Raw genomic sequence first — 26,313 nt, forward strand, 5'->3', positions numbered from 1 at the left:
CCGAGGGCAGGGACTGACCCGCCGCGGCGGGTCAGTCCTCGACGCGCGGGGTGCCGTAGACCTTGGGCTCGAAGTAGCCCTCCGGCTCGGGCACGTACGGCTGGCGCGGGCGCGGCACCTCCGCGCCCGCCTTCAGCTGCGTCCGCAGGTCGCGCACGTTGTCGCGCAGGCCGCGGCGCAGTGCGACGGCCAGCACCACGGCCGAGCCCGCGAACAGCCAGGGCGCGCCGGCGGACAGCGAGGTGTAGAGGCCGAGCGCCAGCGACTGCATGATCGACACCGACCCCAGCGCGCGGCCGGCCTCGACGAACATCGTCGCCGCGAAGAACACCAGCGGCGGCGTGACCACCAGCGACAGCAGCTCGCGCGGATTGACCAGCAGCACGCCGACCAGGCTCGCGGCCACGAACGCCGGACCCACCACGAACGCCAGGTCCAGCACGTCGGCCAGGACGTATCCGGCCAAGGTGGCGACCAGGGCGAGCGCGATGGCGCCACGCGCGGTCAGCCTGACCGCCGAACGCCTGCCTTTCCCACTCACCGGCCTCGCCCCCCTTACTGCGACCCGTTGGCCAACTTACCGCTGACCGGGGAAATCAGAGACGAGGTTTCCAGCAGTTCGGGTGAGGCCAGCGGCCGGGGCAGCCCGTCGAGCATCGCGGGGGAGTCGAGCTCGGCGTCCACGACGCCGAGATCGTGCATTTTGCGCGCGCTGACCAGCACGCGGCTCTCGAGTGATCCCACGGTCTTGTTGTACGCCTCGACGGCCCGGGTGAGCGACTTGCCCAGGGTCTCGACGTTCCTTCCCAGTGACGACAGCCGGTCGTACAGCTCCTTGCCCAGCTCGAAGACCGCCCGCGCGTTCTCGCTGAGCGCGGCCTGCTGCCAGGCGTAGTGGGCGGTGCGCAGCATGGTGACCAGCGTGGTCGGGGTGGCGATGTGCACCCGCCGGGTCAGCGCGTACTCCAGCAGCCCGGGGTCGCGCTCCAGCGCGGGCGCCAGGAACGCCTCACCGGGGATGAACAGCACCACGAACTCCGGTGAGGGGTTGAACCCCTGCCAGTAGGACTTGGCGGCCAGCCGGTCGATGTGCTCGCGGATGTGCCGGGCGTGCGCGTCGAGGCGTACGGAGGCCAGCGACTCGTCGGAGGCCTCGGCGGCCTCCAGGTAGGCGGCCAGCGACACCTTGGAGTCGACCACGATGTTCTTGCCGCCGGCCAGCCGCACCACCATGTCGGGCCGCATCGACCCCTCGCTGACCTGCTCGTCGAAGTCGCAGTGGCGCTGCATGCCGGCGATCTCGGCGACCCGGCGCAGTTGCAGCTCGCCCCACCGGCCGCGCGCCTCGGGCCGCTGCAGGGCGCGGACCAGGGCCGTGGTCTGCGAGCGCAGCTCCTGGCTGCTCTGCCGGACGAACTCCATCTGCTGGGCCAGCTCGGCGCGGGCGGCGCGCTGGCCGGCCTCGGTGTCGCGCAGCTGCGTCTCGACCCGGGTGAGCGCCTCCTTCAGCGGCTCGACCAGGTGCTCGACGGCCTGCCTGCGCTGGTCGAGGTCGCCCGTGGCCTCGGCACGGCTGGCGGCGAGCCTGGTCTCGGCCAGCTCCAGGAAGCGGATGTTGTTGACGTCGAGCGCCCGGGTGGACAGCGCCTGGAAGCGCTCGGCCAGCTGTTCCTCGACGTAGACGAGCTTGTCGGCCGCCGCCTTGGCCCGCGCGTCGGCCTCCGCCACCCGTACGGCCGCCCGGGTGCGGGCCAGCAGGAAACCGATGGCCAGTCCGACGGCGAGCCCGATGAGAAGCGAGACGACATCCACTCCAGCGATGATTGCAGGACATCGCCGCCGGATCCGCGAGACACGCCTGTGCGAGCCTTGACCGTCGCTTGTCCCCTCACTTGTCCCGCGGCTCGCCCCTGGGCTCGTCCCGAGGCCGGTCCGGCGCCGCCGCCGACCTGGCCGCTCCCCGTGAGCAAGTAAACTCGCTGGACGTGAGCGAGCGCAGCGGAGCAACGACCAGCAGCGGGCACAGGCTCGTGTGGCCGGCTAAGGAGCACGGGTGAGCCTTTCCATCGGCATCGTCGGCCTGCCCAACGTGGGCAAGTCCACGCTCTTCAACGCGCTGACCAAGACCGGCAACGCGCTGGCCGCCAACTACCCGTTCGCCACCATCGAGCCCAACGTCGGCATCGTGGGCGTTCCGGACGAGCGGCTGCCCAAGCTGGCCGAGATCTTCGGCTCGGCCCGCATCCTGCCCGCCAAGGTGGAGTTCGTCGACATCGCGGGCCTGGTCAAGGGCGCCTCCGAGGGGCAGGGGCGGGGCAACCAGTTCCTCGCCAACATCCGCGACACCGACGCCATCTGCCAGGTGATCCGGGTGTTCAGCGACCCCGACGTGACCCATGTCGACGGCGAGATCTCGCCGAAGCGGGACATCGAGACGATCAACACCGAGCTCATCATGGCCGACCTGCAGACGGTCGAGAAGGCCATCCCGCGCCTGCAGAAGGAGGCGCGCAACAACAAGGACAAGAAGGCCGCGCTGGAGGCCGCCGAGGGCGCGCTGAAGGTCCTGGAGACCGGAAAGACGATCTTCGAGAGTGGCCTCGACGGCGAGGAGCTGCGCGAGCTCCACCTGCTGACGGCCAAGCCCTTCCTCTACGTCTTCAACCTCGACGCCGACGAGCTGGCCGACGCCGAGCTGCGGCAGCGGCTCGCGGAGCTGGTGGCGCCGGCCGAGGCGGTCTTCCTCGACGCCAAGATCGAGTCCGAGCTGGTCGAGCTCGACGACGACGAGGCGCTGGAGCTGCTCCAGTCGGTGGGCCAGGAGGAGTCGGGCCTGTCGCAGCTCGCCCGGGTGGGCTTCGAGACGCTGGGCCTGCAGACCTACCTGACGGCCGGTCCCAAGGAGACCCGCGCCTGGACGATCCGCAAGGGCGCCACCGCGCCGGAGGCGGCCGGGGTGATCCACACCGACTTCCAGCGCGGCTTCATCAAGGCCGAGGTCGTCTCGTTCGACGACCTGGTGGAGGCGGGCTCGATCGCCAAGGCCCGCTCGCTGGGCAAGGCGCGGATCGAGGGCAAGGACTACGTCATGCGCGACGGCGACGTGGTGGAGTTCCGCTTCAACGTGTAGCGGGCGATGTGCCGGTGCGTCGCTGGTCCCGGCAGTTCGCGGGCGGACAGTTGATGGCGGGACTTGTGCGGCGTCAACCGCTTTGGGGGGCTGCGCGTCGAATCGTCACGGCGTCGACGCTGACTCGGGAGGGCCCTCATGATCCGTCGCATCATCCGGAAACGACGTCCCGCACCAACGCTCACGGGCATCAGCCTCGAGGAGGAGCTCGCCCTGCTGCGGGTCGAGCTCATGTACGGCCTGCGCGTCAACCGTGAGGAGTACCTGCGCAGGAAGGCGGACGAGCGCGAGCAGCTCGCGGCGCGGGTGCGCGACGGCGGCACCGCCACCCTGCTCGACGACCTGCGTCACGTCCTGGAGCGGACGGTGCCGAGCCGCGTGCCGCCGGCGCCGGTCGTGGATCTCCAGAGCCGGCGGCACTCGCAGTCCGCGAAGGGCCCCGAACCGGTCTGAGGGCCGACGGCGGCCCGCCGCCGGTGAGACGACACGCCGGAGGGGCCTTTATACCAAATGTGCAGTTCGCGACAGTCCCAACGCCATTCGGACAGGAACCTCTGGCTCCGCGGTTATGTCGCCGGGGATGTCTGACCTGGTCACGTGCCTATTCCGGGCGATGAGGACAACAGCCCGCGTTCCGTCGTTCCATGCGCACTCGGTTTGCTCCCAGACGGCGATGCCTGCAGCATGGGCGTGGCTTTCCTGGAACAATGGCGGAGACCGGATAGGGTGACTGCTTCACCACGGATCATGGGGATCGGCAACGGACGACACCGCGCCCTCCGGGGGGATGGGCGCGAGCGGAGGCGTGATGGCTCGTAGGTCAACCGTCCAGCACGGTCCTCGGATCGCTGGCGACCCCGAGCTTTCGGCACCCCCGGACCCGGCCGACTACGACCCGCAGCCGCCGCCCCGGCGGCGCGGTCGCTGGTCCGGCGGTGGGGGGCGCTGGCTCGTCTGGACGGGCCGCATCATTCTCTGGGCGCTTATCGTCGTTATTGTGGTTAATGGGGTTCGTGCACCTTTTGAGCGGTTTACGCAGGAAAATGCCCCTGCGTCGAATCAGGTGACCGCCGAGGGCGACGGATTCCCGACCGGGCGCGCCATGGCCTTCGCCGCGCAGTTCGCGGGCGTCTACCTGAATTTCAGCCCGGACGACGCCACGAGCCGGGCGGGCAAGCTGGCGGCCTTCCTCGCCGAGGGCATGGCCCCGCAGATCGGCTGGGACGGCAACGGCAAGTTCGCGGCCGTGGCCATCCAGCCCTACGACATCCGGACCACCGACGCGAACAACGCCGTCGTCTCCGTGGCCTTCCAGTCGGGGTCGCGCAGGCTGCTGCTGTCCGTCCCGATCTACTACTCAGGCGACGACACCGGCCGGTTCGCCGTCTCGGGCAGGCCCGCGATCCTGCCCGCCCCCTCGCCCGCCGAGGTGCCCCAGGCGGTCGAGCCCGAAGCCGACGACGTCGCGACGGCCGAGCTCAAGCCCCAGCTGGAGGGCTTCTTCCAGGAGTACGCCAAGGGCGACACCGCCGGGCTGCAGCGCTACCTCGCCGCCGGCAAGTCCCTGCCGAGCTTCGGCGGCGCGTTCGAGTTCGGCGGGCTCCAGGAGCTCGTGGTGCCTGTGGGGGGTGCCACCCGAGAGGTCGAGGCGGTGGTGGTGTGGATCGTGCCGGGGGCCTCGCCGTCGGCCGGGCCCGACGCAGCCGCCGAGGCGAGTGCGGCGTCCGCCCGCATCGAGCAGGCCTACCGCCTCACCGTCGAGAAGCAGGGCGACAAGTGGTACGTCAACGACATCCGCGGTGCCGGCCGGGCCGTTGGATAGACGCACGACCGCGCTGCTGATCGGCACCCCCCGGGAGGACAAGAAGTGATCGTGAAGACCCTGATGCTCGACCTGATCGCCATGACGCCGTCACCCGCACCGACGGGCGTCAACACCGAAGGACTCGCCGAGTTCCTGCGCGCGTTCTTCGCCCCGCTCTTCCTCGTCGTCGTCTCCGTGGTCGCGCTGTTCTTCCTCTTCACCCGCGAGATCACGCGTTTCGTGCAGTTCCTCATCCTGGCCGTGGCCATCGGTGTGATCTTCTACGTTCCCAACATCATCGAGGTGACCGCCAAGGCGATCGCGGGCGCGCTGGGCATCAAGTGAGGGTTGAGACCGCTCCACGGCGGTCATGAACGAGCGGGTGGAGAGGAGGACCGCGTGGACCTGCCCACGTACACGAACATCTGGCGCATCGAGAAGCGGCTCTACAAGCTGTACGACCTACGCCTGCCGATGCCGCTGCCCATCGTCTGGATCGGCGTGTTCGTCGGCGTGTTCGTGCCGTGGTCGCTCCTGCTGGTGCTGGTCGGGGTGCCGGTGCAGATGCCGTGGCACGTCCTGTTCCTCGTCCCGCCCGGGATCGTCACCTGGCTGTCCACCCGGCCCGTCATCGAGGGCAAGCGGCTCACCGAACTCCTGGAGTCCCAGCTGCGCTACCTCGGGCAGCCACGCGCCTGGTACCGCCTCGCGCCGTCCTCGGAGCCCGAGACGATCACCTTCGCCGGCCGGGTCTGGCACACCAGCCCCGCTCCCGTACGCGTGAAGAAGGCCCGCAAGGAGCGGGCCGCGCAGGACGCGAAGCAGCTCGCCAAGCAGGCCAGGAAGCAGCGCAGGCGGCAGGCGGAGCGGGCCGCGGGGCCGCGCGAGGTGCGCCCGGCCGTGGCGGCGGCGGCCGCCGCGGCGGCGCAGGCTCCGCTGGCGGAGCCGGCCACCGGGCGCGCGCTCGGCGCGGCTCCCCGCCGCGGCACCGCCCCCGCCCTCGGCTCCACGGACCCGGCCACACAGTCCACGTCGGCCACATCGGCCGCGTCGGCCACGTCGGCCACATCGGCCACATCGGCGGCAGGCGCCACGCGGCCCGCATCGGGCACACCGGCCGCGCCGGAGCGCGCCACCGCCGGGCGGGAGGTGACGGGACCGCTCCGATGGGGCGAGCTACCGCTGGTCAGCGCCCATGACAACCACCCGCCGACCACCGCCGCACCGAGTCATCGGCGCGCCGGCGTCGCGCCGGACGCGCGGGATTCCGCAGCTACCCCCGACGCCTCCGAAGGCTCCGAGACGCCGGCGGCCGGCCCCGACGCTCGTGGTTCCGCTGCCGAAAGCCAAGTCGCCTCCGAGACCGGGGATCTCGCCAAGAGCACAGCCGCCTCCGAGAGCCGGGCCGCTTCCGAGGGCCGGGCCGCTTCCGAGGGCCGGGCCGCTTCCGAGGGCCGGGCCGCTTCCGAGGGCCGGGCCGCTTCCGAGGGCCGGGCCGCCTCCGAGGGCCGGGCCGCTTCTGAGGGCGGGGCCGCTTCTGAGGGCGGGGCCGCTTCTGAGGGCGGGGCCGCTTCTGAGGGCCGGGCCGCTTCTGAGGGCCGGGCCGCTTCTGAGGGCCGGGCCGCTTCCGAGGGCCGGGCCGCTTCTGAGGGCGGGAGCGTCTCCGAGGCTCGGGGAGTCTCCGAGAACGGGGAAGTCTCCGGGAGGCGTGGCCCCGAGTCGGCCGGGGAGCGACGGCCCGCGGCGGGCAAGCCGATCGACACCGAGGCGTTGCGCCGGCTGCGCAGGCTCGCCGCCAGTGCCGATGCCCAGCAGCCCGCGCCGCGCCACGAGCTCCCCGCGCCCGCGACCCGGCACGCGCCGGAGCCGCCGCCGCCCGTGGTCCTGCCCGCCGTGTCCGTGGTCGCCCCGTCTCCGTCCGCGGACGACGCTTCCACGCCGGAGCCCCCGCGATACCCGTCGCCGGAGGCGCCCCACGACGGTGATGAGGTTTCCACAGGGCACGGGACGGTCTCCGGGGCGTCCCAGGATGGTGGCGAGGCCTCCGGGGGACCCGAGGCGGTCGCGGCGTCCCACGACGGTGGCGAGGCCGCCGGCGGCCAGGAGACGGCCACGGCGGTGGACGGTGACGAGGTCTCCGCAGGAGACGAGGCGGCGGCCGTGACGCACGATTCCGCCGCGATGGCGCGCATGCAGCACCGCAAGGGGCAGCCGCCGAGGCAGCACCCGTCGTCGACGGCCGGCACCGAGCAGGTGTGGCCGCCGCGCACCTCGACCGCCGGTTCCGGGCATCCCACCCCTGCGCCCGGTGGACCGGCCGAGGGCGAGGGCGCGACGGCGGCGGCACCGGACGATGAGCACGGCACCCGCCCCGCGGCGGACACCGTCACGCCCGCCGCTCCGGCAGCGCCCGCCGCTCCGGCAGCGCCCGCCGCTCCGGCAGCGGGCGCGACGCGTGGGCGGGCCGGGGCGGGGCGAGCGGCGGTGTCGCCGGTGCGTGCCCTGCCGTCCGAGGGGCGGCGGGAGGCACAGGGCCGGGTGCGGCGGGTCGAGTCCGTGGTGGGCCGCGACTCCGGCGGCTGGCGGCGCATCGCCCAGGTGGTCGTCGGCGGCGGCGGAGTGCGCACCGACGGGTCGGAGATCGACGAAGCCCGCGCCAGGGGCGTGTTCGGCGGCAGCCGCCGGATCGTCGTGCTCGGCTGTACGGGCGGCGCCGGGCAGAGCACGACGGCGCTCATGCTCGGCCACACGCTGGCCGGGCACCGCGACGACAAGGTGATCGCGGTGGACGCCAGCTCCGGCCGCCAGACGCTGACCAGCCGCATCGACCCCGAGACCCCCGAGACGCTGACCTCGTTGCTGTCGGGTCTCGACCGGGTCAGCGGCTACCTGTCGATGCGCGGCTACACCTCGCGCACACCGTCGGGGCTGGAGGTGATCGGGTCCGACAGCGACGCCGACGCCGAGCGGCGGCTGGCCGACCGCACGCTGCTGTCCGACCACCGCCTCGGCCAGGTCATGCACCTGCTCGACCGGCACTACAAGCTGGCCGTCGTCGACCCGGCCGCCGCGCTGGCCGCCCGGGTCCTGCCGTACGCCGACCAGCTCGTGCTCGTGGTCCCCGCCAGCGAGGAGGCGTCGGAGGCGGTCGCGATGACGTACGAGTGGCTCGACGGGCACGGCTGCGCCGACCTGCGCAGGCGGGCGGTGATGGTGGTCAACGGCGTGAGCAGGCGTTCGATGGCCGACGTCGAGCAGGCGGAGGCGGTGGCGCGGGGCAGGTGCCGGGCCATCGTACGGGTCCCCTGGGAGGACGACCTGGCGCCGGGTGGGGCCGAGGTCGTCGAGCCGGGCCAGTTGCGCGCGGCCGGCCGGCGGGCCTACCTCGCCCTCGCCGGCGTCGTGGTGGCGGGTTTCGCGGCGCAGACCGTCCGACCGAGCGAAGAGGAGATGGCGAGTGACCCCCCGGGCACGAGAATCGGTGAGCGATAGGTGAACACGCGAGCAGGGGCCAGTTCATGCGCTGAGGGGGCGGTATGAGCAGGGCGTCCCGGGCGCACCAGCGCCTGGCGGTCCGCTACTTCGACGACCGCATCCTGCTCACGGACACCAGCGCCTGGGCCTACTTCCGCCTGCCGACGGTCAGCTACGAGTTCGTCACGCCGGAGGAGCGCGAGGCGCTGGCCACCAACATCACGATCGCGCTGGCCGCCATCAGGATGCCCGACGCCGAGGTGCATCTCAGGGTCGCCCACCGCGCCTATCCGGCGGCCGAGTGGGCCATGGCGCTCAACGGCACCTCCGACGAGGGGCCGGGCTGGCGCGACTACCTGGAGGAGATGTACCGCCACGTCTGGACCAAGGACTTCTGGTCCAAGGAGGTCTATCTCGGGGTGCGTCTCGGCCCGCGCGGCCGGCAGATCGGCGGCGGCGTGCTGTCGCAGCTGTTCGGCTTCTACCAGCGCACCGAGAAGGTGCTCGGCATCGACGACGACCACGTGCCCGACGGTGAGATCAGCCGCTGGACCGAGCACGCCGAACGGCTGGGCCGGGCGCTGGCCTCCAGCGCCCTGTACGCCAGGCACGCCACCTCCGTCGAGGTGGCGTGGCTGTTCCAGCACGCGGCGGCCGGAGCGCTCGGCGACCCGCCGCCGTCGGCGAGCCCCAAGCGGCGCTGGGGCAGGGGCGAGATCGAGTCGCTGGTCGAGGGCGAGATCCACAACGGCAGGTCGCTGCTGCGCATCGTGCAGCCGCAGGGCGACTCCTATGTGGCGCACATGTCGTTCGCCCGCTTCCCCGACCTCATGCCGTTCCCGGACGGCGAGCCGTGGATGCACTTCGCCGACCAGCTCCCGTTCCCCGTGGAGATCTCGTCGCGGATGCGGCTCATCCCGCCGGTCAAGGCGTCCAAGGACGTCGCCCGCAAGCTGGCGCACGCCCGTGACATGGACATCCACATCCGCGAGGCCGGCGCGGAGGCGCCGCTCGCGCTGGCGGAGCAGATCGACGCCGCCCGCATGCTCGAACACGGCATCACCAAGGAACGCCTGCCCTTCGTCTACGGCTGGCACCGGCTGATGGTCTCGGCCCCCACCGAGGACATCTGCGTGCAGCGGGTCGAGGCGGTCGTCGAGCACTACCGCGACATGGGCATCGACGTGGTCAACTCGACCGGCGACCAGTTCTCGCTGTTCTGCGAGGCGCTGCCGGGCGAGAAGGTGCGGGTCAACGCCTACGCCCAGCGCCAACCGCTGCGCACGATCGCGGGCGGCATGGCCACGGCCACCGTCGACCTCGGCGACCGGCTCGGCGAGGGCAGCGAGGGCTGGCTCGGCCCGTACATCGGGGAGACCGTCGGGCGGGCGCGCAGCATCGTGCACTTCGACCCGCTGGTGGCGGCCACCCGCAACCGGCCGACGGCCATCGCGATCACCGGCGAGCCGGGCGGCGGCAAGACCACGCTGGCGCTGCTGATGATCTACCAGATGGCGCTGCGCGGCGTCACCGTCGCCGTGATCGACCCGAAGGGCGACGCCGAGTCGCTCGTGCGGCTCCTGGAGAAGCGGGGGCGCAAGGCCAGGATCATCCCGCTCGGGTCGGCCGCGCCCGGCCTGCTCGACCCGTTCTCGTTCGGCGACGACATCGCGGCCAAGAAGACCATGGCCACCGAGACGCTGCGGCTGCTGCTGCCGCGCATGTCGGAGGAGCGCGAGTCGGCGATGATCCAGGCGGTCGCCGCCGTCTCCAACAGCCCCGACCCGTCGCTGGGCAAGGTCGTCGAGCATCTCGAACAGTCGGAGGACGCCGCCTCCAAGAACCTCGGCGCGGTGCTCCGCTCCATGTCGGAGATGCACCTGGCCAGGCTCTGCTTCGACCCGTCGGGCGGCGAGCAGATCGACAGCGAGGGCTGGACGACGGTCTTCACGCTGGGCGGGCTGACGCTGCCCGACGTGGCGACCGGCCGTGACGACTACTCCTACGAGCAGCGGCTGTCGGTCGCGCTGCTCTACCTCGTCTCCCAGTTCGCCCGGCGGCTGATGAACGGCCTCGACCGGCGGGCGCCCAAGGCGATCTTCCTGGACGAGGCGTGGGCCATCACCTCCACGCCCGAGGGCGCCAAGCTGGTGCCGGAGGTCAGCCGGATGGGCCGCTCCCGCAACACCGCCCTCGTGCTGGTCTCGCAGAACGCGGGCGACCTGCTGAACGAGCAGGTCACCAACTGCCTGTCGTCGGTGTTCGCGTTCCGGTCCACCGAACGGGTGGAGGTGGAGCACGTCATGTCGCTGCTCGGGGTCGAGCCGTCGGAGGAGCACAAGGCGGTGCTGCGCTCGCTCGGCAACGGCGAGTGCGTCTTCCGCGACCTCGACGGCCGGGCGGGCCGCATCGCGGTGGACCTCATCTCCGAGGACCTGCTGCGCTGGCTTGACACCAATCCGACACACGACAAACCCGACGACAGCATGCATGATCTTCAAGGGGGAGTGGGCAGAGCGCAGGAGGTTCGGTCATGAAGATCCGGCTACCCAGGCGGCTCTCGCTCGTCCTGGCCCTCATGGTGGGCGTGCTCGCGGTGCCGCTCGTGGTGGGCGGCTTCTCGCCCGCCGCCGCCGGCCCGTGCGACCTGTCGCCGCAGCTCACCCCCGAGATCGTCGGCAGCGGCGTCGACGGCATGGTCGCGCCGCCGGCGCGCGAGGACGGCGCCCCGGCGCCCGCCACCAACTACGCCCAGTTCGGCATGAGCGGGCAGTTCTGGCACACCTACGACCTCGGCTGCTCCGACATCGTCGCCGTCATGGGCAACGGCTGGGCCAACATGGTCTTCCTGTGGGCCAAGGCGATCGACCGGGTCACGATCACCACCTACCAGGCCGCCGCGACCGAGGGGCCACTCCAGTCGATCAAGGACGTCGTCGACGACATCGTGACGAACCTGTCCGAGGCGATGTACTGGCCGTTCCTGCGCCCCATCGTCATCCTCGGCGCCATCTGGCTGGCCTGGTACGGCCTGATCCGCAAGCGGGCCACCACCACGGCCGAAGGCGTCATCTGGATGGTGCTCGCCGTCACGGTCGCCACCTGGTTCTTCAGCCGGCCCGGCGACTTCACCGGCCTGGGCAAGGTCGTCACCGACAAGACGGGCGAGGTGGTCAACTCCGCCTTCGCCGGCCTGCCCGGCGCGGGCGGCGCCTCCTGCCTGCCCGGCCCCGGCCAGACCGATCCCGAAGTGAAGGCCGGCGGCTACGGCCAGGTGGGCACGCCCGGCGTCGACCAGAACGCCGACGCCCTGTGGTCCACGCTGGTCTGCAAGCCGTGGCTGGTCGGGATGTTCGGCACCGCCGACCCCAACGCGGCCGTCGTGCGCGACTTCGGCCGGACCATGCTGGAGATCCAGTCGATCCCGGCGCCGCAGGCCGGTCAGGCGGCCGCTGACCCGGCGGCTCACCAGGCCAGGTACGCCGAGGTCGCCGAGAAGCTGAAGGGCGACCCGCGCTTCGCCATCTTCCAGGGCAAGGACTGGACCAGCCGGCTGGGCGTGGCCATCGGCGCGCTCATCGCCGCCCTGATCGCCGGCGTGCTCATCTTCCTGGTGGCGGTGTCGCTGCTGGTGCTCAAGGTGGGCTTCCTGCTGCTGCTGATCCTCGGGCCGGTGTTCCTGCTGATCGGCGTGCATCCGGGCAGCGGGCGGATCATCGCGATGCGCTGGGTGGAGATGCTGGTCGGCACCCTGCTCAGGCAGGCCGTGCTGGCGCTCGTGCTCGGCGTGCTCGTGTACGGCTACGCGCTGATCATCTCGACCGCCATGCCGTGGGGGCTGCAGATCCTCTTCATGGCGCTGCTGACGATCGCGGTGTTCTTCTACCGCAGGCCGTTCCAGCATCTGTTCGCCTCCATGAACGGCCACACGCTGACCACCCGCATGCTCGGCGAGGCGGCCAGCTCCCGGGTGCTGGAACGGTCGGCGGTCACGCTGCCGCCGGTGGCCTCGGCCCGGATCGGGCGCTGGGGCGTGCGCAAGGCGGAGCCGTTCATCCAGGCCGCGGCGACCGGAGCGGCGGCGGGCGGGGCCGCCTCCGCGGCCGTCGCGCAGGGCAGGGCGCGCGCCGAGGAGGGCGTCACCGCCGGCACGCAGGCGGGCACCCGGGTGCCGGCCACGCCGGCGCCGCTCAACACCGACCAGCAGGGCGGCAAGGCGGGCACCCGGCACACGCCGGCGCCGCGGCCGGGCGCGGCGCCGCCGCTCAACCTGAACGGCACGCCGACCCGCAACCGGGGCGCGGCCGCGGCCGGGGGTTCCCGGCTCGCGGGCGGCGTCTCACGGGCGGCCGGTGCGGGCGGGCCCTCCGGCGGCGGCTCGGCCGGCGTCTCGGGCGGTGCCTCAGGTGGCTCCGGCGGTTCGGGCGGGTCGGCCGGCTCCGGCGGTTCGGGCGCTTCGGGCGGCGCGGGCTGGTTCGGCGGCCGGTCGGGCGGCGGCTGGGCCCCGCGCGGCGGCACGGTCCGCTCCGGCGGATCCTCCCGGTCCGGCGGGTCCAGGCCCGGCGGCACCCGGTCGGGTGGAGGCATCTTCGGCGGTTCGGGCTCCGGCTCGGGCGGTTCGGGCGGGTCCCGGTCGGGCGGCGGGCTGTTCGGCGGGGGCTCCCGGTCCGGCGGCTCGGGGTCCGGCAGGCCGCGCTCGGGCGGGTCCGGCTCGACCGGCTCGATCGGTTCGACCGGTTCGGGCTGGGGCGGTGGCGGATCACGGTCGGGCGGCGGCGTCTTCGGCGGCTCCTCCCGCGGGGACGCGCCGTCGCGGTCCGCCGAGCCGCCGCCCCTGTGGCTGCCCAGCCGGCGAGGCAACGGCTCGGGCGGTGACGAGCCGCCGGTGCCGTTCTGGCTCAAGCCGAGCAGTCAGGACCGAGACTGACGATGTCCACGACGGGTGACAAGCGAGGGCTCGCCTTCGCCGCCATCGTGGTGGTGATCGCGGCCGTCGGCATCTACCTCACCATGTGGCCGAGCTCCGGCGACGACGACGGCGACGCCGGGAAGCCGGCGGCCGGCGCGACCTCGGCCGCGCCGCCGACGCCGCGCGGCACGCCCCTGGCGACCGCGAGCGGCGCGCCGTTCGACGTCTACTCCTACCTGCCGATGACGAAGGAGCAGCTCGCCGCGGCCGCCGACCTGGCCGAGCGGTTCACCGCCGCGTACGGGACGTTCCGCTACGACGAGGACCCCGCCGTCTACGCCGACCGGGTGAAGGTCTTCACCACGGCCGACTTCGGCAACGTGCTGGCCAGGACGCTCACCTCGCCCGGCAGTGTCGAGCAGAACCGTACCGACGAGGTGGTCTCCACGACCACCGCCCGGCTGAAGTCGATCAGGTCGGTCGAGAAGACGTCCGTCGTCTTCGTCGTCACCGGCACGCAGCAGATCGCCGCCAAGAGCGGCGCCAAGCAGCTCGCCGCCGACTACGCGGTCACGGTGAGCCAGATGGGCACCGACTGGCGGGTCTTCGACCTGCAGCCCGCCGGTGAGGGCCAGGACGGGGACAGCGAGGGGTGAACCTTTCCCGCACGCGCGTCGCCCTGCTGCTGGGCGCGGCCGGGGCGCTGCTGCTGGCGCTGGTCATCGTGTCGCCGGTGCTGTTAACGGGTGTCCCGTCGCTCGTCGGCGGCGGAGAGCAGCCCGACTGCTCCGGCGGCACCCGCGACGAGGAGGCCTCCGACCAGGCCGCCTCCGACATCCCGGCCGACTACCTGGATCTGTACAGGGAGCACGGCGAGAAGGTCGGCGTGCAGTGGAACATCCTGGCCGCCGTCGGCAAGCGCGAGACCGACCACGGCCGCTCCGACCTGCCGGGCGTCAAGAGCGGCACCAACTACGCGGGCGCGGCCGGGCCGATGCAGTTCCTGATCAGCACGTGGGGCGGCAAGGCGCGGATCGACGTGTCGTCGCGGTTCAACGGCTACGCCTCCGACGGCGACGGCGACGGCATCGGCGACGTCTACAACCCGGCCGACGCCATCCTCGGCGCCGCCAGGATGCTCAAGCGCAACGGGGCGCCGGAGAACGTCCGCCGGGCGCTGTTCGTCTACAACCGGGCCTGGTGGTACGTCGACCAGGTCGAGGCGATCGCCAAACGCTACGCCAAGTCCGGCGAGGTCCCGGTGCCGCCGCAGGCCGACGACTCGTGCGACGACCCGATCGTCGAGGCGGCGCCCAGCGACGTGGTCGCCAAGATCCTCACGTACGCGCTGGCCCAGCGGGGCAAGCCGTACCTGTGGGGCGGCACCGGGCCCGACGCGTTCGACTGCTCGGGCATCATCTACGCGGCCTACCGGGCCGCCGGGCTGTCGATCCCGCGCACCACGTTCGTGCAGTGGCCGTTCGGGGTGAAGATCGAGCAGGGCAGCGAGCAGCCGGGTGACCTGGTGTTCTTCAACTCCGGCCCGGGTACGTCGGCCGACAACCCCGGCCATGTGGGGATGGTCGTGTCCAAGGGGAAGATGATCGAGGCGAGATGCCGGCTGTGCGGGCCGATCAAGGTGACGGGGTACGAGACGAGGGGCAACATCGTGGGCTTCACCCGGCCGTTGCAGCACCCGGACGTGCAGGCGCAGCTCAAGAAGCTGCAGAGCGCGACGCTATGACCGTGGTCGTGGTGGCGGCGGCGATCGTCGCCCAGGGTGACCGGGTCCTCGCCGCGCAGCGGGCCGAGCCGCCGGCGCTGGCGGGCGGCTGGGAGTTCCCCGGAGGCAAGGTGGACCCGGGGGAGAGCGAGCACGAGGCGCTCGTCCGGGAGTGCCGCGAGGAGCTCGGGGTGGAGATCTCCGTGGGCGCCCGGATCGGCGGTGACTTCGCACTGGCCGACGGGTACGTGCTGCGGGTCTGGCTGGCCACGGTGGCGGCCGGCACGCCGGAGGCGAAGGAGCATCTGGCGCTGCGCTGGCTGGGGCCGGAGGAGTACTACGACGTGGCCTGGCTGGGCGCCGACCTGCCGGTCATGGAGGCCGTGGAGAGCGCGCTGCGACAGGGCTAGAGTGTCACTCTGTGTAACATTACGAGTGTCGAGAGTTATTTGTCGCCGCCGGGGGGAAGCGCGTGATCAGACGAGGCTGGGTCGTGGCGGGGACGATGGTGGCGGCGGGGGTGCCCGTCGTGCCCGCGACGGCGTCCGGGGTGGCGCCGGCGCTCGACCGGGTGGACGGTCCTGACGCGCCGGGGGCGTGGGTGCGGGCCGGGGACGAGGTGCGGTTCCGGGTCAGGCTGACGGGGCCGGCGCGTGCCGCCCGCCTCGCCCTGGCCGCCGGGCCGGCGCGGGCGCTGACCTCGGTGGCCTGTGCCCCGGCCGGTGACGGCGCCGAGGGGGAGACGGCGAGCGCGGCGGGGGAGTCTCCGGGGCTCACGTTCCGCTTCGTGGCGCCGGGCGGCGATGGCCGGCTGCCTTCCGCTCTCGTGCAGGACGGGGGCGCCGTTCCCGTGCAGGACGGCGGCGCTGTTTCCGTGCAGGACGGGGGCGCTGTTTCCATGCATGATGGCGTCACCGTTCCCGCGCAGGAGGGCGGTGCCGCGGAGACGTCCGCCGGGGCCGGGGCGGTGCCGCCCGGGGTCCGCTCCGCCCTGCGCAGGGCGTACGCGGCCGCCGAGTCCGCGAGGCCCGTGCGGGCCGGACGGGCGTCCGCGTGCGCGCTGGGCGACGTCCGCGCGTGGCGCGAGGTGGACGTACGGCTCGCGGCTCCGTACGGCGCGCGGGAGATCGTGCTCGCGGCCGTGGCACGGATGGGCGGCCAGGAGGACGGCGGCGTGACGGTGGTCAGCCGGGTGGTCGCCCTGCCTGTCGTCGGCTCGTCCGCCGGGCATCCGGCCGGGGGAACGGTGCCTGCGGGCGACGTGGCGGCTGGGAGCGGGGTGGCGGGTGACCTGACGGCCGGCGCTGCCGAGGGCGCGCCCGCCTGGAACGCGGACGCGGCGGGCACGATGACCGGCGACACGGCGGGCACGGACGCGAGCGCGGGCACAGGCGCGGCTACGGGCATGGATGCGGCTACGGGCATGGACGCGGGCGCCGACGCGGGTCTGAGCATGGACGCGGGCGTGAGTACGGGCGCGGATGCGGGCACCGATGCGGGTCTGAGCATGGACGCGGGCGTGGACCCGGAGGGTGTGGGCTCCGGTGTGGCCTCGCCGGAGTGGCGGGGGCGGGCCGAGAAGCACCGTAGTGCCTTCGCGTCGAGCGGCCAGGCCGTCCGCCTGCCTCGCGGGCGTGGAGAGTGGGCCGGGTCGTGGGACGCTGCGACCCCGGGCGCTGCGACCCTGGACGGTGCTTCGCGGGACGGTGCGACCCGGGACGGCGCGACCCTGGACGGTGCTTCGCGGGACGGTGCGACCCCGGACGGTGCGTCACGGGATGGTGCGACCCGGAACGGTGTGGCCTGGGGCGGTGGGGAGGTTCGGACCGCCGGGGCGGCGGCGGGCGATGGGGTGCATGGTCGTCAGATGGGGCATGGGGCGGCTGCCAGGTCGCTTGTGGAAGCTCCACCTCTGGGCGGCGCCGTCGTGCCGTTCCAGCCGTCCGGCCCCGCGGCCGGGCCGAGCTTCCCGGCCGCCACCCCCGCGCCCCTCGGCCCGCCGCCGCAGACGCCGGTCACCGGGAACGTGGACGGTGGCCTCGGTGCCCCCTTGCCGCGGCAACTGGCCATGTCTGCCGAGCGCCCGGAACGGTCCACGCCGGCGAACGTCCTGGCAGGGCCGCAGGGCGTCGCGGCGGCGGGGGGAGGCATCGCGGTGCTGCTCGGCGGCCTCTGGGGCGTTTCTCGGGCGCAGCAAGCCCGAATGCGGAAAAAGGTCCTGTAATTCCGTCTTTACTGTTCCTTTTACGCGACTAGTATTTCCTCTGACCAAGGTCTCGGAACGCGCGGAGGGCACAGGTGGCACGCACGCGAGCGACGGCCGTCTCCGCGATGGTGCTGGCCCTCGGCCTGACCGCCATCGGGTCCGCGCCCTTCGTGGGGCAGAGCGCGAGTGCCACGGTGGTGGCGCTGGACCCGGAGGTCCCGCCGTGCGAGGCGGACGAGGCCTGCGAGCCGACCGAGGTCACCGTCACCGTCACGACGACGCCCCCGGAGCCGACCGAAGACCCCGAGACCACGGTCACCCGCACGGTGACCCGGTCGGCCAAGCCCACCAAGACCGCCTCGCCCACCCCGACGAAGACGAAGACGAAGGCTCCCACCAGCGCCGCGCCGACCCCGCCGCCGGCGATCCCGAGCCAGAACCTCGACCCGATCCCGTCGCAGAGCGTCGAGGTGCCGCCCGCCACCCCGCCCGCGGAGGCGTCGCCGGAGGACAGCGTCTCGCTGCCCGCCGTGGCCGGCACGGAGACGCCGCTGACGCAGCCCAGCGGCAGCACCCCGGCGGAGGACCCCTCGTCGAGCGAGCCGGTGCAGCTCGAGGTGCGCAACGCGTCGCCGGAGTTCGACCAGCAGAGCCTGACCCGGCAGCTCAGCATCCCCGCGCTCATCCTGGTGCTGCTGGTGCTGTTCGCGGTGCTCATCTTCGAGGGACGGCTGCGCCGGATCGCCCACGCGGCGGCCGTGCGCAAGGCCGGGCCGCCGGTCGGCGGCCCCGATCCGGGCGGCGTGGGCCACGCGGCCGCCTCCGGCTATCCGGGCGTCGCCGGTCATCCCGCAGCACCTGGTCATCCCGGCGCGGCCGGCTATCCCGGCGGGGCCTATGCCGGCTTCCCCGGCCATCCGACGGGCCACGGCTATCCGGCCGGCCCCGGCTACACCGTCGGCTACCCCACGGCCGGTTACCCCGGCGGTCCGGCGTACGCGCCGATCATCAGCTTCGTGCCCGTCCAGACCTACCCCGGCGGGGAGGTCCAGTACAGCCCCGTCCACCAGGAGCCGCCCGCACCGGGCTTCGTGCCCGAGGAGCAGGCCGCGCCGCCCGCCGAGGCGGTCGTCCTGCACCCCGACGACTTCGACTCCTACAGCCACGAGCCCGAGCCCGCGGCGCCCGGGCGTCCGGAGGGGCAGCGGGGGTTCTTCGAGCCGCTGGTGCCGCCGGAGACGCCTCCGGCCGACATCCCGGCCGGAGGTGCGGCCCCGTACGAGGGCTCGCCCGAGCTCCCGGTGAGTGCGGCCTCGGGGGCCGAGACGGGCGACTCCGAGCCCTGGCAGGCGAGCGCCACGACCCACGACGCCGACAACCGGACCCGGCCCGAGCCTCTGCCCCCGTTCCCGCTGCCGGCCGCTGAGCAGACGACGGTCGCAGAGCAGAGGACGGCCGCTGAGCAGGCGACGCTCGTCGAGCATCTGCCGGGCGGCGAGCGGGTGTCCGGCGGCGAGCAGCGGCCCGGCGGCGAGCAGGCGCCGGGCGGCGGCGAGCAGCCCACGGTGATGCAGCCGCTGCCCGAGCAGGGCAAGGGCAGGCGCGGCTTCTGGCGCCGCGCCCGATGACGACCACGTGAACCCGACCGCTCACCGGCCCCCTGACATGCGACGGCCGCTCACCGGCCCTCTGGCAACCGGCCCCCTGACACGCGACGGCCGCTCACCGGCCCTCTGGCAACCGGCCCCCTGACACGCGACGGCCGCTCACCGGCCCTTTGACAACCGGCCCCCTGACACGCGACGGCCGGTGAACGCGGGCGCGTTCACCGGCCGGTGGGCGGCGGCTAGGACTTCGAGCGACGGAAGATCTTGTCGCCGAGCCAGACCAGCGGGTCGTACTTGCGGTCCACGACGCGTTCCTTCATCGGGATCAGCGCGTTGTCCGTGATCTTGATGTGTTCGGGGCAGACCTCGGTGCAGCACTTGGTGATGTTGCAGTAGCCGAGCCCGTGCTCCTGCTGGGCCGAGTCCTGCCGGTCCGCCACGTCGTACGGGTGCATGTCCAGCTCGGCGATCCGCATGAGGAAACGCGGCCCGGCGAACGCCGGCTTGTTCTCCTCGTGGTCACGGATCACGTGGCAGACGTTGTTGCACATGAAGCACTCGATGCACTTGCGGAACTCCTGGGACCGCTCGACGTCGACCTGCTGCATGCGGTACTCGCCGGGGCGCACCCCGTCGGGCGGCGTGAACGACGGGATCTCACGCGCCTTCTGGTAGTTGAAGGAGACGTCGGTGACCAGGTCCTTGATGACGGGGAAGGTCCGCATCGGGGTGACCGTGATCGTCTCGTCCTCCGCGAAGGTGGACATCCGGGTCATGCAGCCGAGCCGAGGCTTGCCGTTGATCTCCATGGAGCAGGAGCCGCACTTGCCGGCCTTGCAGTTCCAGCGGACCGCGAGGTCGGGCGCCTGGGTGGCCTGGAGGCGGTGGATGATGTCGAGGACGACCTCGCCCTCGTTCACCTCGACGGTGAAGTCCTCGAGCCTGCCCTCGCCGCCCTCGCCACGCCAGACCTTGAACTTTGCCTTGTAACTCATGACTTCGCCATCCCGTCGAACGCGGCCATCTCTTCGTCGGTGAGGTACTTGCTCAGCTCGTCGCGCTCGAAGAGCGTGATCAGGTCACCGCGCATCGACGGCTGCTCCTGCTCCGTGACGGTGACCGACGAGCCGTCGGCGGTGGAGCAGACGAGCAGCTTGCGGCGCCACTGCGGGTTCATGCCGGGGAAGTCGTCGCGGGTGTGACCGCCACGGCTCTCCTCGCGCAGCAGCGCGGCGCGGGCCACGCACTCCGAGACGAGGATCATGTTGCGCAGGTCGAGTGCCAGGTGCCAGCCGGGGTTGTAGATGCGCGACCCGGCCGCGCCGACGAGGCGGACGCGCTCCTTGAGCTTCTCGACGACCTCCAGCGCCTCCTGCACCTCCTCGGCCTTGCGGATGATGCCGACCAGCTCGTTCATGGTGCGCTGCAGCTCCTGGTGCACCTCGTACGGGTTCTCGCCCGAGCGCTCCAGCGGTGCCAGGGCCTCGGCGCGGGCCTCGTCCACGAGCTGGGGCGCCACCTTCGGCCGGGCGGGCAGCGAGTCGACGTAGGCGGCGGCGCCCGCGCCGGCGCGGCGGCCGAAGACCAGGAGGTCGGACAGGGAGTTGCCGCCGAGGCGGTTGGAGCCGTGCATGCCGCCGGAGACCTCGCCCGCGGCGAACAGGCCGGGCACGGCGGCGGCCCCGGTGTCGGCGTCGACCTCGACGCCGCCCATGATGTAGTGGCAGGTCGGGCCCACCTGCATGGGTTCGGCGGTGATGTCGACGTCGGCCAGCTCCTTGAACTGGTGGTACATCGACGGCAGCCGCCTCCTGATCTCCTCGGCCGGCAGCCGGGAGGACACGTCGAGGAAGACGCCGCCCTGCGGTGAGCCGCGCCCGGCCTTCACCTCGGCGTTGATGGCGCGGGCCACCTCGTCACGGGGCAGCAGCTCCGGCGGGCGGCGGTTGTTGGCCTGGTCGGTGTACCACCGGTCGGCCTCGTCCTCGGTGGTGGCGTACTTGTCCTTGAACACCTCGGGGATGTACTTGAACATGAAGCGCTCGCCGGCGGAGTTGCGCAGCACGCCGCCGTCGCCGCGGACCGACTCGGTGACGAGGATGCCGCGTACGGACGGCGGCCAGACCATCCCGGTCGGGTGGAACTGGATGAACTCCATGTTGATCAGGTTGGCCCCGGCGAGCAGCGCCAGGGCGTGCCCGTCACCGGTGTACTCCCACGAGTTGGAGGTCACCACGTACGACTTGCCGATGCCTCCGGTGGCCAGCACGACGGCCGGGGCGTCGAAGACGACGAGGTTGCCGGTCTCGCGCCAGTAGCCGAACGCGCCGGAGATGCGGTCGCCGTCCTTGAGCAGGCGGGTCACCGTGCACTCGGCGAAGACCTTGATGTAGGCCTCGTAGTCGCCGTGCTTGTCGTGGTCCTCCTGCTGCAGGGCCACCACGCGCTGCTGCAGGGTGCGGATCATCTCCAGGCCGGTGCGGTCGCCGACGTGCGCCAGGCGGGGGTACTCGTGCCCGCCGAAGTTGCGCTGGCTGATCTTGCCGTCCTTGGTGCGGTCGAACAGCGCGCCCCACGCCTCCAGCTCCCAGACCCGGTCGGGGGCCTCCTTGGCGTGCAGCTCGGCCATCCGCCAGTTGTTGAGGAACTTGCCGCCCCGCATGGTGTCGCGGAAGTGCACCATCCAGTTGTCGTCGGAGTTGACGTTGCCCATCGCGGCGGCGGCGCCGCCCTCGGCCATGACGGTGTGGGCCTTGCCGAACAGCGACTTGCAGACGATCGCCGTGCGCTTGCCCTGCTGGCGGGCCTCGATCGCGGCCCGCAGGCCCGCGCCGCCCGCTCCGATGACGACGACGTCGTATTCGTGACGCTCGATTTCCACTGAAGATTCCTTACGCGAACGGGAAGGCGATGACGCCCTTGGCGACCAGGCGGACGTAGAAGTCGGCGCCCATCACCGAGAACAGCGACGCCCACGCGAACTGCTGGTGCCGGGCGTTGAGCTTCGAGACCAACGTCCAGGCCTTGTAGCGCAGCGGGTGACGCGAGAAGTGGTTGAGCCGTCCGGCGGTGATGTGCCGGCAGGAGTGGCAGCCCAGCGTGTAGCACCAGATGAGGACGGCGTTGACCAGCAGGATCCAGGAGCCGAGGCCGAGCGGCGTGTGGACGAGCGCGAGGACCGCGTCGTAGCTGAGGACCGCGCCGATCAGGACGGCGGCGTAGAAGAAGTAGCGGTGGATGTTCTGCGCGATCAGCGGGAAGCGGGTCTCACCGGTGTACTTCCCGTGGGGCTCCTGCACGGCGCAGGCGGCCGGCGACAGCCAGAACGACCGGTAGTACGCCTTGCGGTAGTAGTAGCAGGTCAGCCGGAAGCCGCCCGGCAGGCCCAGGATGAGCAGTCCGGGCGGGAGCGCGTACCAGTCGCCGAAGGGCGCGAAGCCGAGGAAGCGCGCGCCCTCGGGACATGACGTCGCCAGGCAGGGCGACGAGAACGGGGCGATGTACTCCGAGCCCGGCACGTAGTAGCTGGAATCGAAGATCGCCCACACGCCGTAGACGAGGAAGGAGCTGAGCCCCAGGAAGGTCAGCAGCGGGGACAGCCACCATCGGTCCGTCCGCAACGTGCGCACCCTGATCTGCGCACGTTGCCTCCTGGCGGGTGTGTCGGGCGTCGTCTGGGTCATCGGGGACCTCTCCACCTCCCGCGGACCCTGCTCGCCTCGGGTCCGGGATATCTCGCTCGGTGCGCGTGCCGTGGGCCGTCATCTCCGCTCGGGCGCGCATTGGTGGGGGATACGTTACGACGCTCGCGCGGGCATTTGTGAGCAGGGTCACTCACTTTTTGGATGACCCGCTGTGATTCCTGTCACGTCGGCCCGTCAGAGCCGGTTCCCCTGGTTCGGCAACTTAACCACTGAGACGAAAAAATCATCAATCTGCCGGACAACTCGGATAAAAGCCTCGAAATCCACCGGCTTGGCGACATAGGCGTTGGCGTGCAGGCGATAACCCTGGAGGATGTCCTCCTCGGCCTCCGACGTCGTGAGGATCACCACCGGGATGGTGCGCAGGTCGGGATCGTCCTTCACCTCCCGCAGCACCTCCATGCCGTCCATCCGCGGCAGGTTGAGGTCGAGCAGGATCAGATCGGGCCGCGGCGCGTCCTTGTACGCCTCCTGGCGGAGCAGGAACGCCATCGCCTGCTCACCGTCGTTCACCACGTGCAGGCGGTTGCGCAGCTTGTTCAGCTCGAACGCCTCGCGCGTCAGCAGGATGTCACCCTGGTCGTCCTCGACCAGGAGCACCTCGATGGGACGCCATCCGATCATTCGTCGTCTCCGGCGGCGGGCAGGGTCCAGCGGAACGTCGTCCCCGGTCCCGCGGCGTCGCCGTCGAGCCAGAGCCGGCCCCCGTGATACTCCACGATCTTGCGGCAGAGCGCCAGCCCGATGCCGGTGCCCGGATAGACGTCACGCGGGTGGAGCCGCTGGAAGATGAGGAAGATGCGGTCGGCGTACCTGGGCTCCACCCCGATCCCGTTGTCGGAGCAGGCGAACTCCCACATGTCACCCACCCGCCCGGCCGTCAGGCGCACCCGCGGCGGCTCGTCGGAGCGGAACTTGATGGCGTTCTCCACGAGGTTCTGGAAGAGCTGGGTGAGCTGCAGCCGGTTGCCGGACACGCGGGGCAGCGGGTCCGCGGTGACGACCGCGCCGGTGTCCTCCACGGCCCCGGCCAGGTTGGCCAGCGCCGCCTCCAGCACCGCCCCCGTGTCGACGACCGTCCGCTCCCCGCCCACCCGGCCCACCCGGGAGAAGTCGAGCAGATCGTTGATGAGCGACTGCATCCGCTTGGCGCCGTCGACCGCGTAGTGGATGTACTGCCGGGCCCGGTCGTCCAGCCGGTCGCCGTAACGCTGCTCCAGCATCTGCGTGAAGCTGGCGACCTTGCGCAGCGGCTCCTGCAGGTCGTGGCTGGCCACGTAGGCGAACTGCTCCAGCTCGCCGTTGGACCTGCGCAGCTCGGCCGCCTGCTCCTCGGCCGTGCGCCAGGCCGTCACGATGCGCTCGCGCATGGAGTCGACGTGGCTCGCCAGCTCCGCCAGCTCCGCCGGCCGGGCGACGTTCGGGCGGTGGTCGAAGTCGCCGGCGGCGACCCGGCGCACCTGCTCGGTCAGCCGCGCGATCGGCTTGAGCACCACGTAGCGGACCGCGGCAGCGAGCACGACGGCCGCGACGATCACCACGAGCAGCAGGACGATCAGCGCCACGTACACCCGGTCGAGCAGCACCTCCACCTGAGGGCGGGGCCCGGCCTCGCGCACCTGCTCGATCAGCAGCGCGGTCAGCACGACCCCGGCCGTCAGCACCACGGTCGCGGCCACGCCGATGACGACGAACCAGCGGGCCATCGGCAGCCTGCCCAGCCCGTCGGGCGTCCTCGGCGGCGGCAGCGGGTTGATGGTCATGCGGGCCTCCTGCGGAGCAGAACCGCCGCGAGATCGTCGGTCAGTGTTCCCACGTGGCTGATGAGCCGGTCCAGGTCCACCCCGCCGTGCGCTCGTACGAGGCCGACCAGACCCTCCACACCGAGCTGCCGGTCGCCCTCGCCGACGACGGCCTCGATGAGGCCGTCGGTGTAGAGCAGCATCGCCCACTCCTCGCCCAGCGGCACGTCGATGGCCGGCCAGGCGGCGTCGTGGAAGATGCCGAGCGGCGGCCCCGACGGCGCGCCGCCGACCGCCTCCACCACGCCGTCGCGCACCAGCACCGGCGGCGGGTGGCCGACCACCCGCAGCGTGGCGCGACGCAGGTCGGGCGCGATCGTGACCGTGCAGAGCGTGGTGAAGATCTCCGGCGCGTCACGCTCGGCCCGCAGCAGCGTGTCGAGCGTGCGCAGCATCGGCTCGCCGGTGCGCCCGGCCAGCACCAGCGTGCGCCAGGCGATGCGCAGCGCCACGCCCAGCGCCGCCTCGTCGGGACCGTGCCCGCACACGTCGCCCACGACGACGTGCACCGCGCCGTCGGCGGTCTGCACCGTGTCCAGGAAGTCGCCCGCCAGCAGCGAGCCCTGGCTGCCCGGCAGGTAGCGGGTGGTGTGCTCGATCGCGTCCGTGCGCAGCATCGCGACCGGCAGCAGGCCGCTCTCCAGGCGGGCGTTCTCCTTGGCCGTCAGCTCGGCCTCGACCAGCCGGACATGGGCGAGGTCCGCCCGCTTGCGCTCCATCGCGTAGCGGATCGCCCGCGCCAGCAGCCGCGCGTCGACGTCCTGCTTGACCAGGTAGTCCTGCGCGCCCGCCTGCACCGCCGCCACGCCCACGTGCGCGTCGCGCAGCCCGGTCAGCACGAGCACGGCGGCGTGCGGCGCCAGGGCCAGCACCTCGCGCAGCGCCTCCAGCCCGCTCGCGTCGGGCAGCGACAGGTCGACCAGCACGCACTGGATCTCGCCGGTCAACCTGGCCCGGGCCTCGCGCAGGCTGCGCACCCAGGTGATCTTCGGCGGGGCCTCCGCCTGCCGGAGCAACTCCTCCACGAGGTAGGCGTCACCGTCGTCGTCCTCGATGAGCAGCAGCGTCAACGTCTCCGACAGGGTGGACGTCACCGGGACCCCCGGCGGAAACCACGTCTGTCGAAGCAGGACCCGCGGACGATGGCCCGGTGCAGCTGGGACAGCCCGCAGCGCAAAGCAACCATACCCACCTCTTCCTGACGGCGCTTATGTATCTTCCCGTGCTTCGCAAGGCTCGAATATGCGTACGCCGTACAAGATGCGGCCAAGTACGGATGCCGCCTGATCGCGATCGACCGAGGAGCCTGTCGTACAGGTCTTCGAACTCGGGTACCAGCGTCTGCCGCAACAGCGCAGATCGTGAAGCGTGCCTACAAGTACCGCTTCTATCCGACCATCGAGCAGGCGGATCAGCTTGCGCGGACGTTCGGCTGCGTGCGCCTCGTCTACAACAGGGCGTTGGAGGAGCGCACCCGCGCCTACGCGGCGGGCGGCGGACGGGTCTCCTACGTGCAGTCCTCGGCCGCGTTGACGGCGTGGAAGAAGACGCCGGAGCTGGCGTTCCTGGGCGAGGTGTCGTCGGTGCCGTTGCAGCAGGCGCTGCGCCACCTTCAGGCGGCGTTCGCGAACTTCTTCGCGCGTCGTGCCGGATATCCCGTGTTCAAGTCGCGTAAGAGGTCGTGGGCGAGCGCGGAGTACACCCGCTCGGCGTTCCGCTTCCGGGACGGGGAGTTGACCCTGGCGAAGATGGCCGCGCCGCTGCGCGTCGTGTGGTCGCGCCCGCTGCCGGAAGGTGCGGAGCCGTCCACGGTAACCGTGTCGAGGGACGCGGCCGGGCGCTGGTTCGTGTCCATCCTGGTGGGGGAGAAGATCAGCCCGCTGCCGCCGGTCGAGCGGTCGGTGGGCGTGGACGCGGGTCTTACGCGGTGGTAACCCCTTCCTCCGGGGAGCGG

General features: G+C 72.2%; 20 protein-coding genes and 1 pseudogene. 13 read left to right on the top strand and 8 right to left on the bottom strand.

The features are described from left to right. Positions 1-31: 31 nt before the first annotated feature. Entirely contained in the window at positions 32-541 is a 510-nt protein-coding gene (locus tag CXR44_RS23295; RefSeq protein ID WP_101788221.1) for a DUF6542 domain-containing protein, read from the bottom strand. A gap of 14 nt (positions 542-555) precedes the next feature. Next, positions 556-1,812 (bottom strand): DNA recombination protein RmuC, encoded by a 1,257-nt coding sequence (locus CXR44_RS23300; RefSeq protein ID WP_101788222.1) that lies wholly within the window; start codon positions 1,810-1,812, stop codon positions 556-558. Between the two features lie 241 nt (positions 1,813-2,053). Here CXR44_RS23300 and ychF point away from each other — a divergent pair, with 241 nt between their 5' ends. From ychF to CXR44_RS23360, 12 genes are all read left to right on the top strand, one after another. Continuing rightward, positions 2,054-3,130: a redox-regulated ATPase YchF gene (gene ychF / locus CXR44_RS23305; protein WP_101788223.1), complete on the top strand. Its 1,077-nt coding sequence runs from the start codon at positions 2,054-2,056 to the stop codon at positions 3,128-3,130. Positions 3,131-3,268: 138 nt separating this feature from the next. After that, on the top strand, positions 3,269-3,583 hold the full coding sequence (locus tag CXR44_RS23310) for a hypothetical protein (protein WP_101788224.1): 315 nt from the start codon (positions 3,269-3,271) through the stop codon (positions 3,581-3,583). A gap of 610 nt (positions 3,584-4,193) precedes the next feature. After that, positions 4,194-4,952, top strand: a complete 759-nt coding sequence (locus tag CXR44_RS23315) for a conjugal transfer protein (RefSeq protein ID WP_245899347.1) — start codon at positions 4,194-4,196, stop codon at positions 4,950-4,952. A gap of 63 nt (positions 4,953-5,015) precedes the next feature. Beyond that, positions 5,016-5,279 (top strand): hypothetical protein, encoded by a 264-nt coding sequence (locus tag CXR44_RS23320; protein ID WP_101788381.1) that lies wholly within the window; start codon positions 5,016-5,018, stop codon positions 5,277-5,279. Positions 5,280-5,333: 54 nt separating this feature from the next. Beyond that, positions 5,334-8,426, top strand: coding sequence for a conjugal transfer protein (locus CXR44_RS23325; RefSeq protein ID WP_180903662.1), 3,093 nt, complete (start codon positions 5,334-5,336; stop codon positions 8,424-8,426). 44 nt (positions 8,427-8,470) lie between these two features. Further along, positions 8,471-10,945, top strand: a complete 2,475-nt coding sequence (locus tag CXR44_RS23330) for an ATP-binding protein (protein ID WP_101788227.1) — start codon at positions 8,471-8,473, stop codon at positions 10,943-10,945. Further along, positions 10,942-13,335 (top strand): type IV secretion system protein, encoded by a 2,394-nt coding sequence (locus CXR44_RS41740; RefSeq protein WP_101788228.1) that lies wholly within the window; start codon positions 10,942-10,944, stop codon positions 13,333-13,335. The genes CXR44_RS23330 and CXR44_RS41740 overlap by 4 nt, the downstream gene beginning before the upstream one ends. Before the next feature lie 2 nt (positions 13,336-13,337). Beyond that, entirely contained in the window at positions 13,338-13,973 is a 636-nt protein-coding gene (locus CXR44_RS23340) for a hypothetical protein (RefSeq protein ID WP_101788229.1), read from the top strand. Beyond that, positions 13,970-15,061, top strand: coding sequence for a C40 family peptidase (locus CXR44_RS23345; RefSeq protein ID WP_101788230.1), 1,092 nt, complete (start codon positions 13,970-13,972; stop codon positions 15,059-15,061). The genes CXR44_RS23340 and CXR44_RS23345 overlap by 4 nt, the downstream gene beginning before the upstream one ends. Continuing rightward, complete coding sequence (locus tag CXR44_RS23350) at positions 15,058-15,450, top strand: (deoxy)nucleoside triphosphate pyrophosphohydrolase (RefSeq protein ID WP_101788231.1); 393 nt, start codon at positions 15,058-15,060, stop codon at positions 15,448-15,450. The genes CXR44_RS23345 and CXR44_RS23350 overlap by 4 nt, the downstream gene beginning before the upstream one ends. A gap of 62 nt (positions 15,451-15,512) precedes the next feature. Continuing rightward, on the top strand, positions 15,513-17,264 hold the full coding sequence (locus CXR44_RS39600; RefSeq protein ID WP_180903663.1) for a hypothetical protein: 1,752 nt from the start codon (positions 15,513-15,515) through the stop codon (positions 17,262-17,264). A 74-nt stretch (positions 17,265-17,338) separates the two neighbouring features. Next, positions 17,339-18,874 (top strand): hypothetical protein, encoded by a 1,536-nt coding sequence (locus CXR44_RS23360; RefSeq protein WP_144070057.1) that lies wholly within the window; start codon positions 17,339-17,341, stop codon positions 18,872-18,874. 218 nt (positions 18,875-19,092) lie between these two features. Here the strand turns inward: CXR44_RS23360 and CXR44_RS23365 are convergent, their stop codons facing one another. The 6 genes from CXR44_RS23365 to CXR44_RS23390 form a co-directional block, all read right to left on the bottom strand. Beyond that, positions 19,093-19,848: a succinate dehydrogenase/fumarate reductase iron-sulfur subunit gene (locus CXR44_RS23365; protein WP_101788234.1), complete on the bottom strand. Its 756-nt coding sequence runs from the start codon at positions 19,846-19,848 to the stop codon at positions 19,093-19,095. Then, on the bottom strand, positions 19,845-21,734 hold the full coding sequence (locus tag CXR44_RS23370) for a fumarate reductase/succinate dehydrogenase flavoprotein subunit (protein ID WP_101788235.1): 1,890 nt from the start codon (positions 21,732-21,734) through the stop codon (positions 19,845-19,847). The genes CXR44_RS23365 and CXR44_RS23370 overlap by 4 nt, the downstream gene beginning before the upstream one ends. A 10-nt stretch (positions 21,735-21,744) precedes the next feature. Beyond that, positions 21,745-22,536, bottom strand: coding sequence for a hypothetical protein (locus CXR44_RS23375; RefSeq protein ID WP_101788236.1), 792 nt, complete (start codon positions 22,534-22,536; stop codon positions 21,745-21,747). 195 nt (positions 22,537-22,731) lie between these two features. Continuing rightward, complete coding sequence (locus tag CXR44_RS23380; protein WP_101788237.1) at positions 22,732-23,181, bottom strand: response regulator; 450 nt, start codon at positions 23,179-23,181, stop codon at positions 22,732-22,734. After that, positions 23,178-24,320, bottom strand: a complete 1,143-nt coding sequence (locus CXR44_RS23385; RefSeq protein ID WP_101788238.1) for a sensor histidine kinase — start codon at positions 24,318-24,320, stop codon at positions 23,178-23,180. Before CXR44_RS23385 ends, CXR44_RS23380 begins: the two co-directional genes overlap by 4 nt. Continuing rightward, a complete protein-coding gene (locus CXR44_RS23390) occupies positions 24,317-25,453 on the bottom strand; it encodes a PP2C family protein-serine/threonine phosphatase (RefSeq protein WP_101788239.1) in 1,137 nt (378 codons plus the stop codon). The genes CXR44_RS23385 and CXR44_RS23390 overlap by 4 nt, the downstream gene beginning before the upstream one ends. 267 nt (positions 25,454-25,720) lie before the next feature. Here CXR44_RS23390 and CXR44_RS23395 point away from each other — a divergent pair. Next, positions 25,721-26,313: pseudogene (locus CXR44_RS23395) on the top strand (RNA-guided endonuclease InsQ/TnpB family protein); the annotation flags it as partial.

It is taken from the genome of Nonomuraea indica (assembly GCF_002850745.1).
Taxonomy (GTDB): Bacteria; Actinomycetota; Actinomycetes; order Streptosporangiales; family Streptosporangiaceae; genus Nonomuraea; species Nonomuraea indica.

Excerpts from the sequence above, each read along its gene's own strand:
- CXR44_RS23380 (WP_101788237.1), bottom strand. The coding sequence starts at position 23,181 with ATGATCGGATGGCGTCCCATCGAGGTGCTCCTGGTCGAGGACGACCAG.
- CXR44_RS23310 (WP_101788224.1), top strand. The coding sequence starts at position 3,269 with ATGATCCGTCGCATCATCCGGAAACGACGTCCCGCACCAACGCTCACG.
- CXR44_RS23340 (WP_101788229.1), top strand. The coding sequence starts at position 13,338 with ATGTCCACGACGGGTGACAAGCGAGGGCTCGCCTTCGCCGCCATCGTG.
- CXR44_RS23375 (WP_101788236.1), bottom strand. The coding sequence starts at position 22,536 with ATGACCCAGACGACGCCCGACACACCCGCCAGGAGGCAACGTGCGCAG.
- CXR44_RS23385 (WP_101788238.1), bottom strand. The coding sequence starts at position 24,320 with ATGACCATCAACCCGCTGCCGCCGCCGAGGACGCCCGACGGGCTGGGC.
- CXR44_RS23350 (WP_101788231.1), top strand. The coding sequence starts at position 15,058 with ATGACCGTGGTCGTGGTGGCGGCGGCGATCGTCGCCCAGGGTGACCGG.
- CXR44_RS23320 (WP_101788381.1), top strand. The coding sequence starts at position 5,016 with ATGCTCGACCTGATCGCCATGACGCCGTCACCCGCACCGACGGGCGTC.
- CXR44_RS23365 (WP_101788234.1), bottom strand. The coding sequence starts at position 19,848 with ATGAGTTACAAGGCAAAGTTCAAGGTCTGGCGTGGCGAGGGCGGCGAG.
- CXR44_RS41740 (WP_101788228.1), top strand. The coding sequence starts at position 10,942 with ATGAAGATCCGGCTACCCAGGCGGCTCTCGCTCGTCCTGGCCCTCATG.
- CXR44_RS23330 (WP_101788227.1), top strand. The coding sequence starts at position 8,471 with ATGAGCAGGGCGTCCCGGGCGCACCAGCGCCTGGCGGTCCGCTACTTC.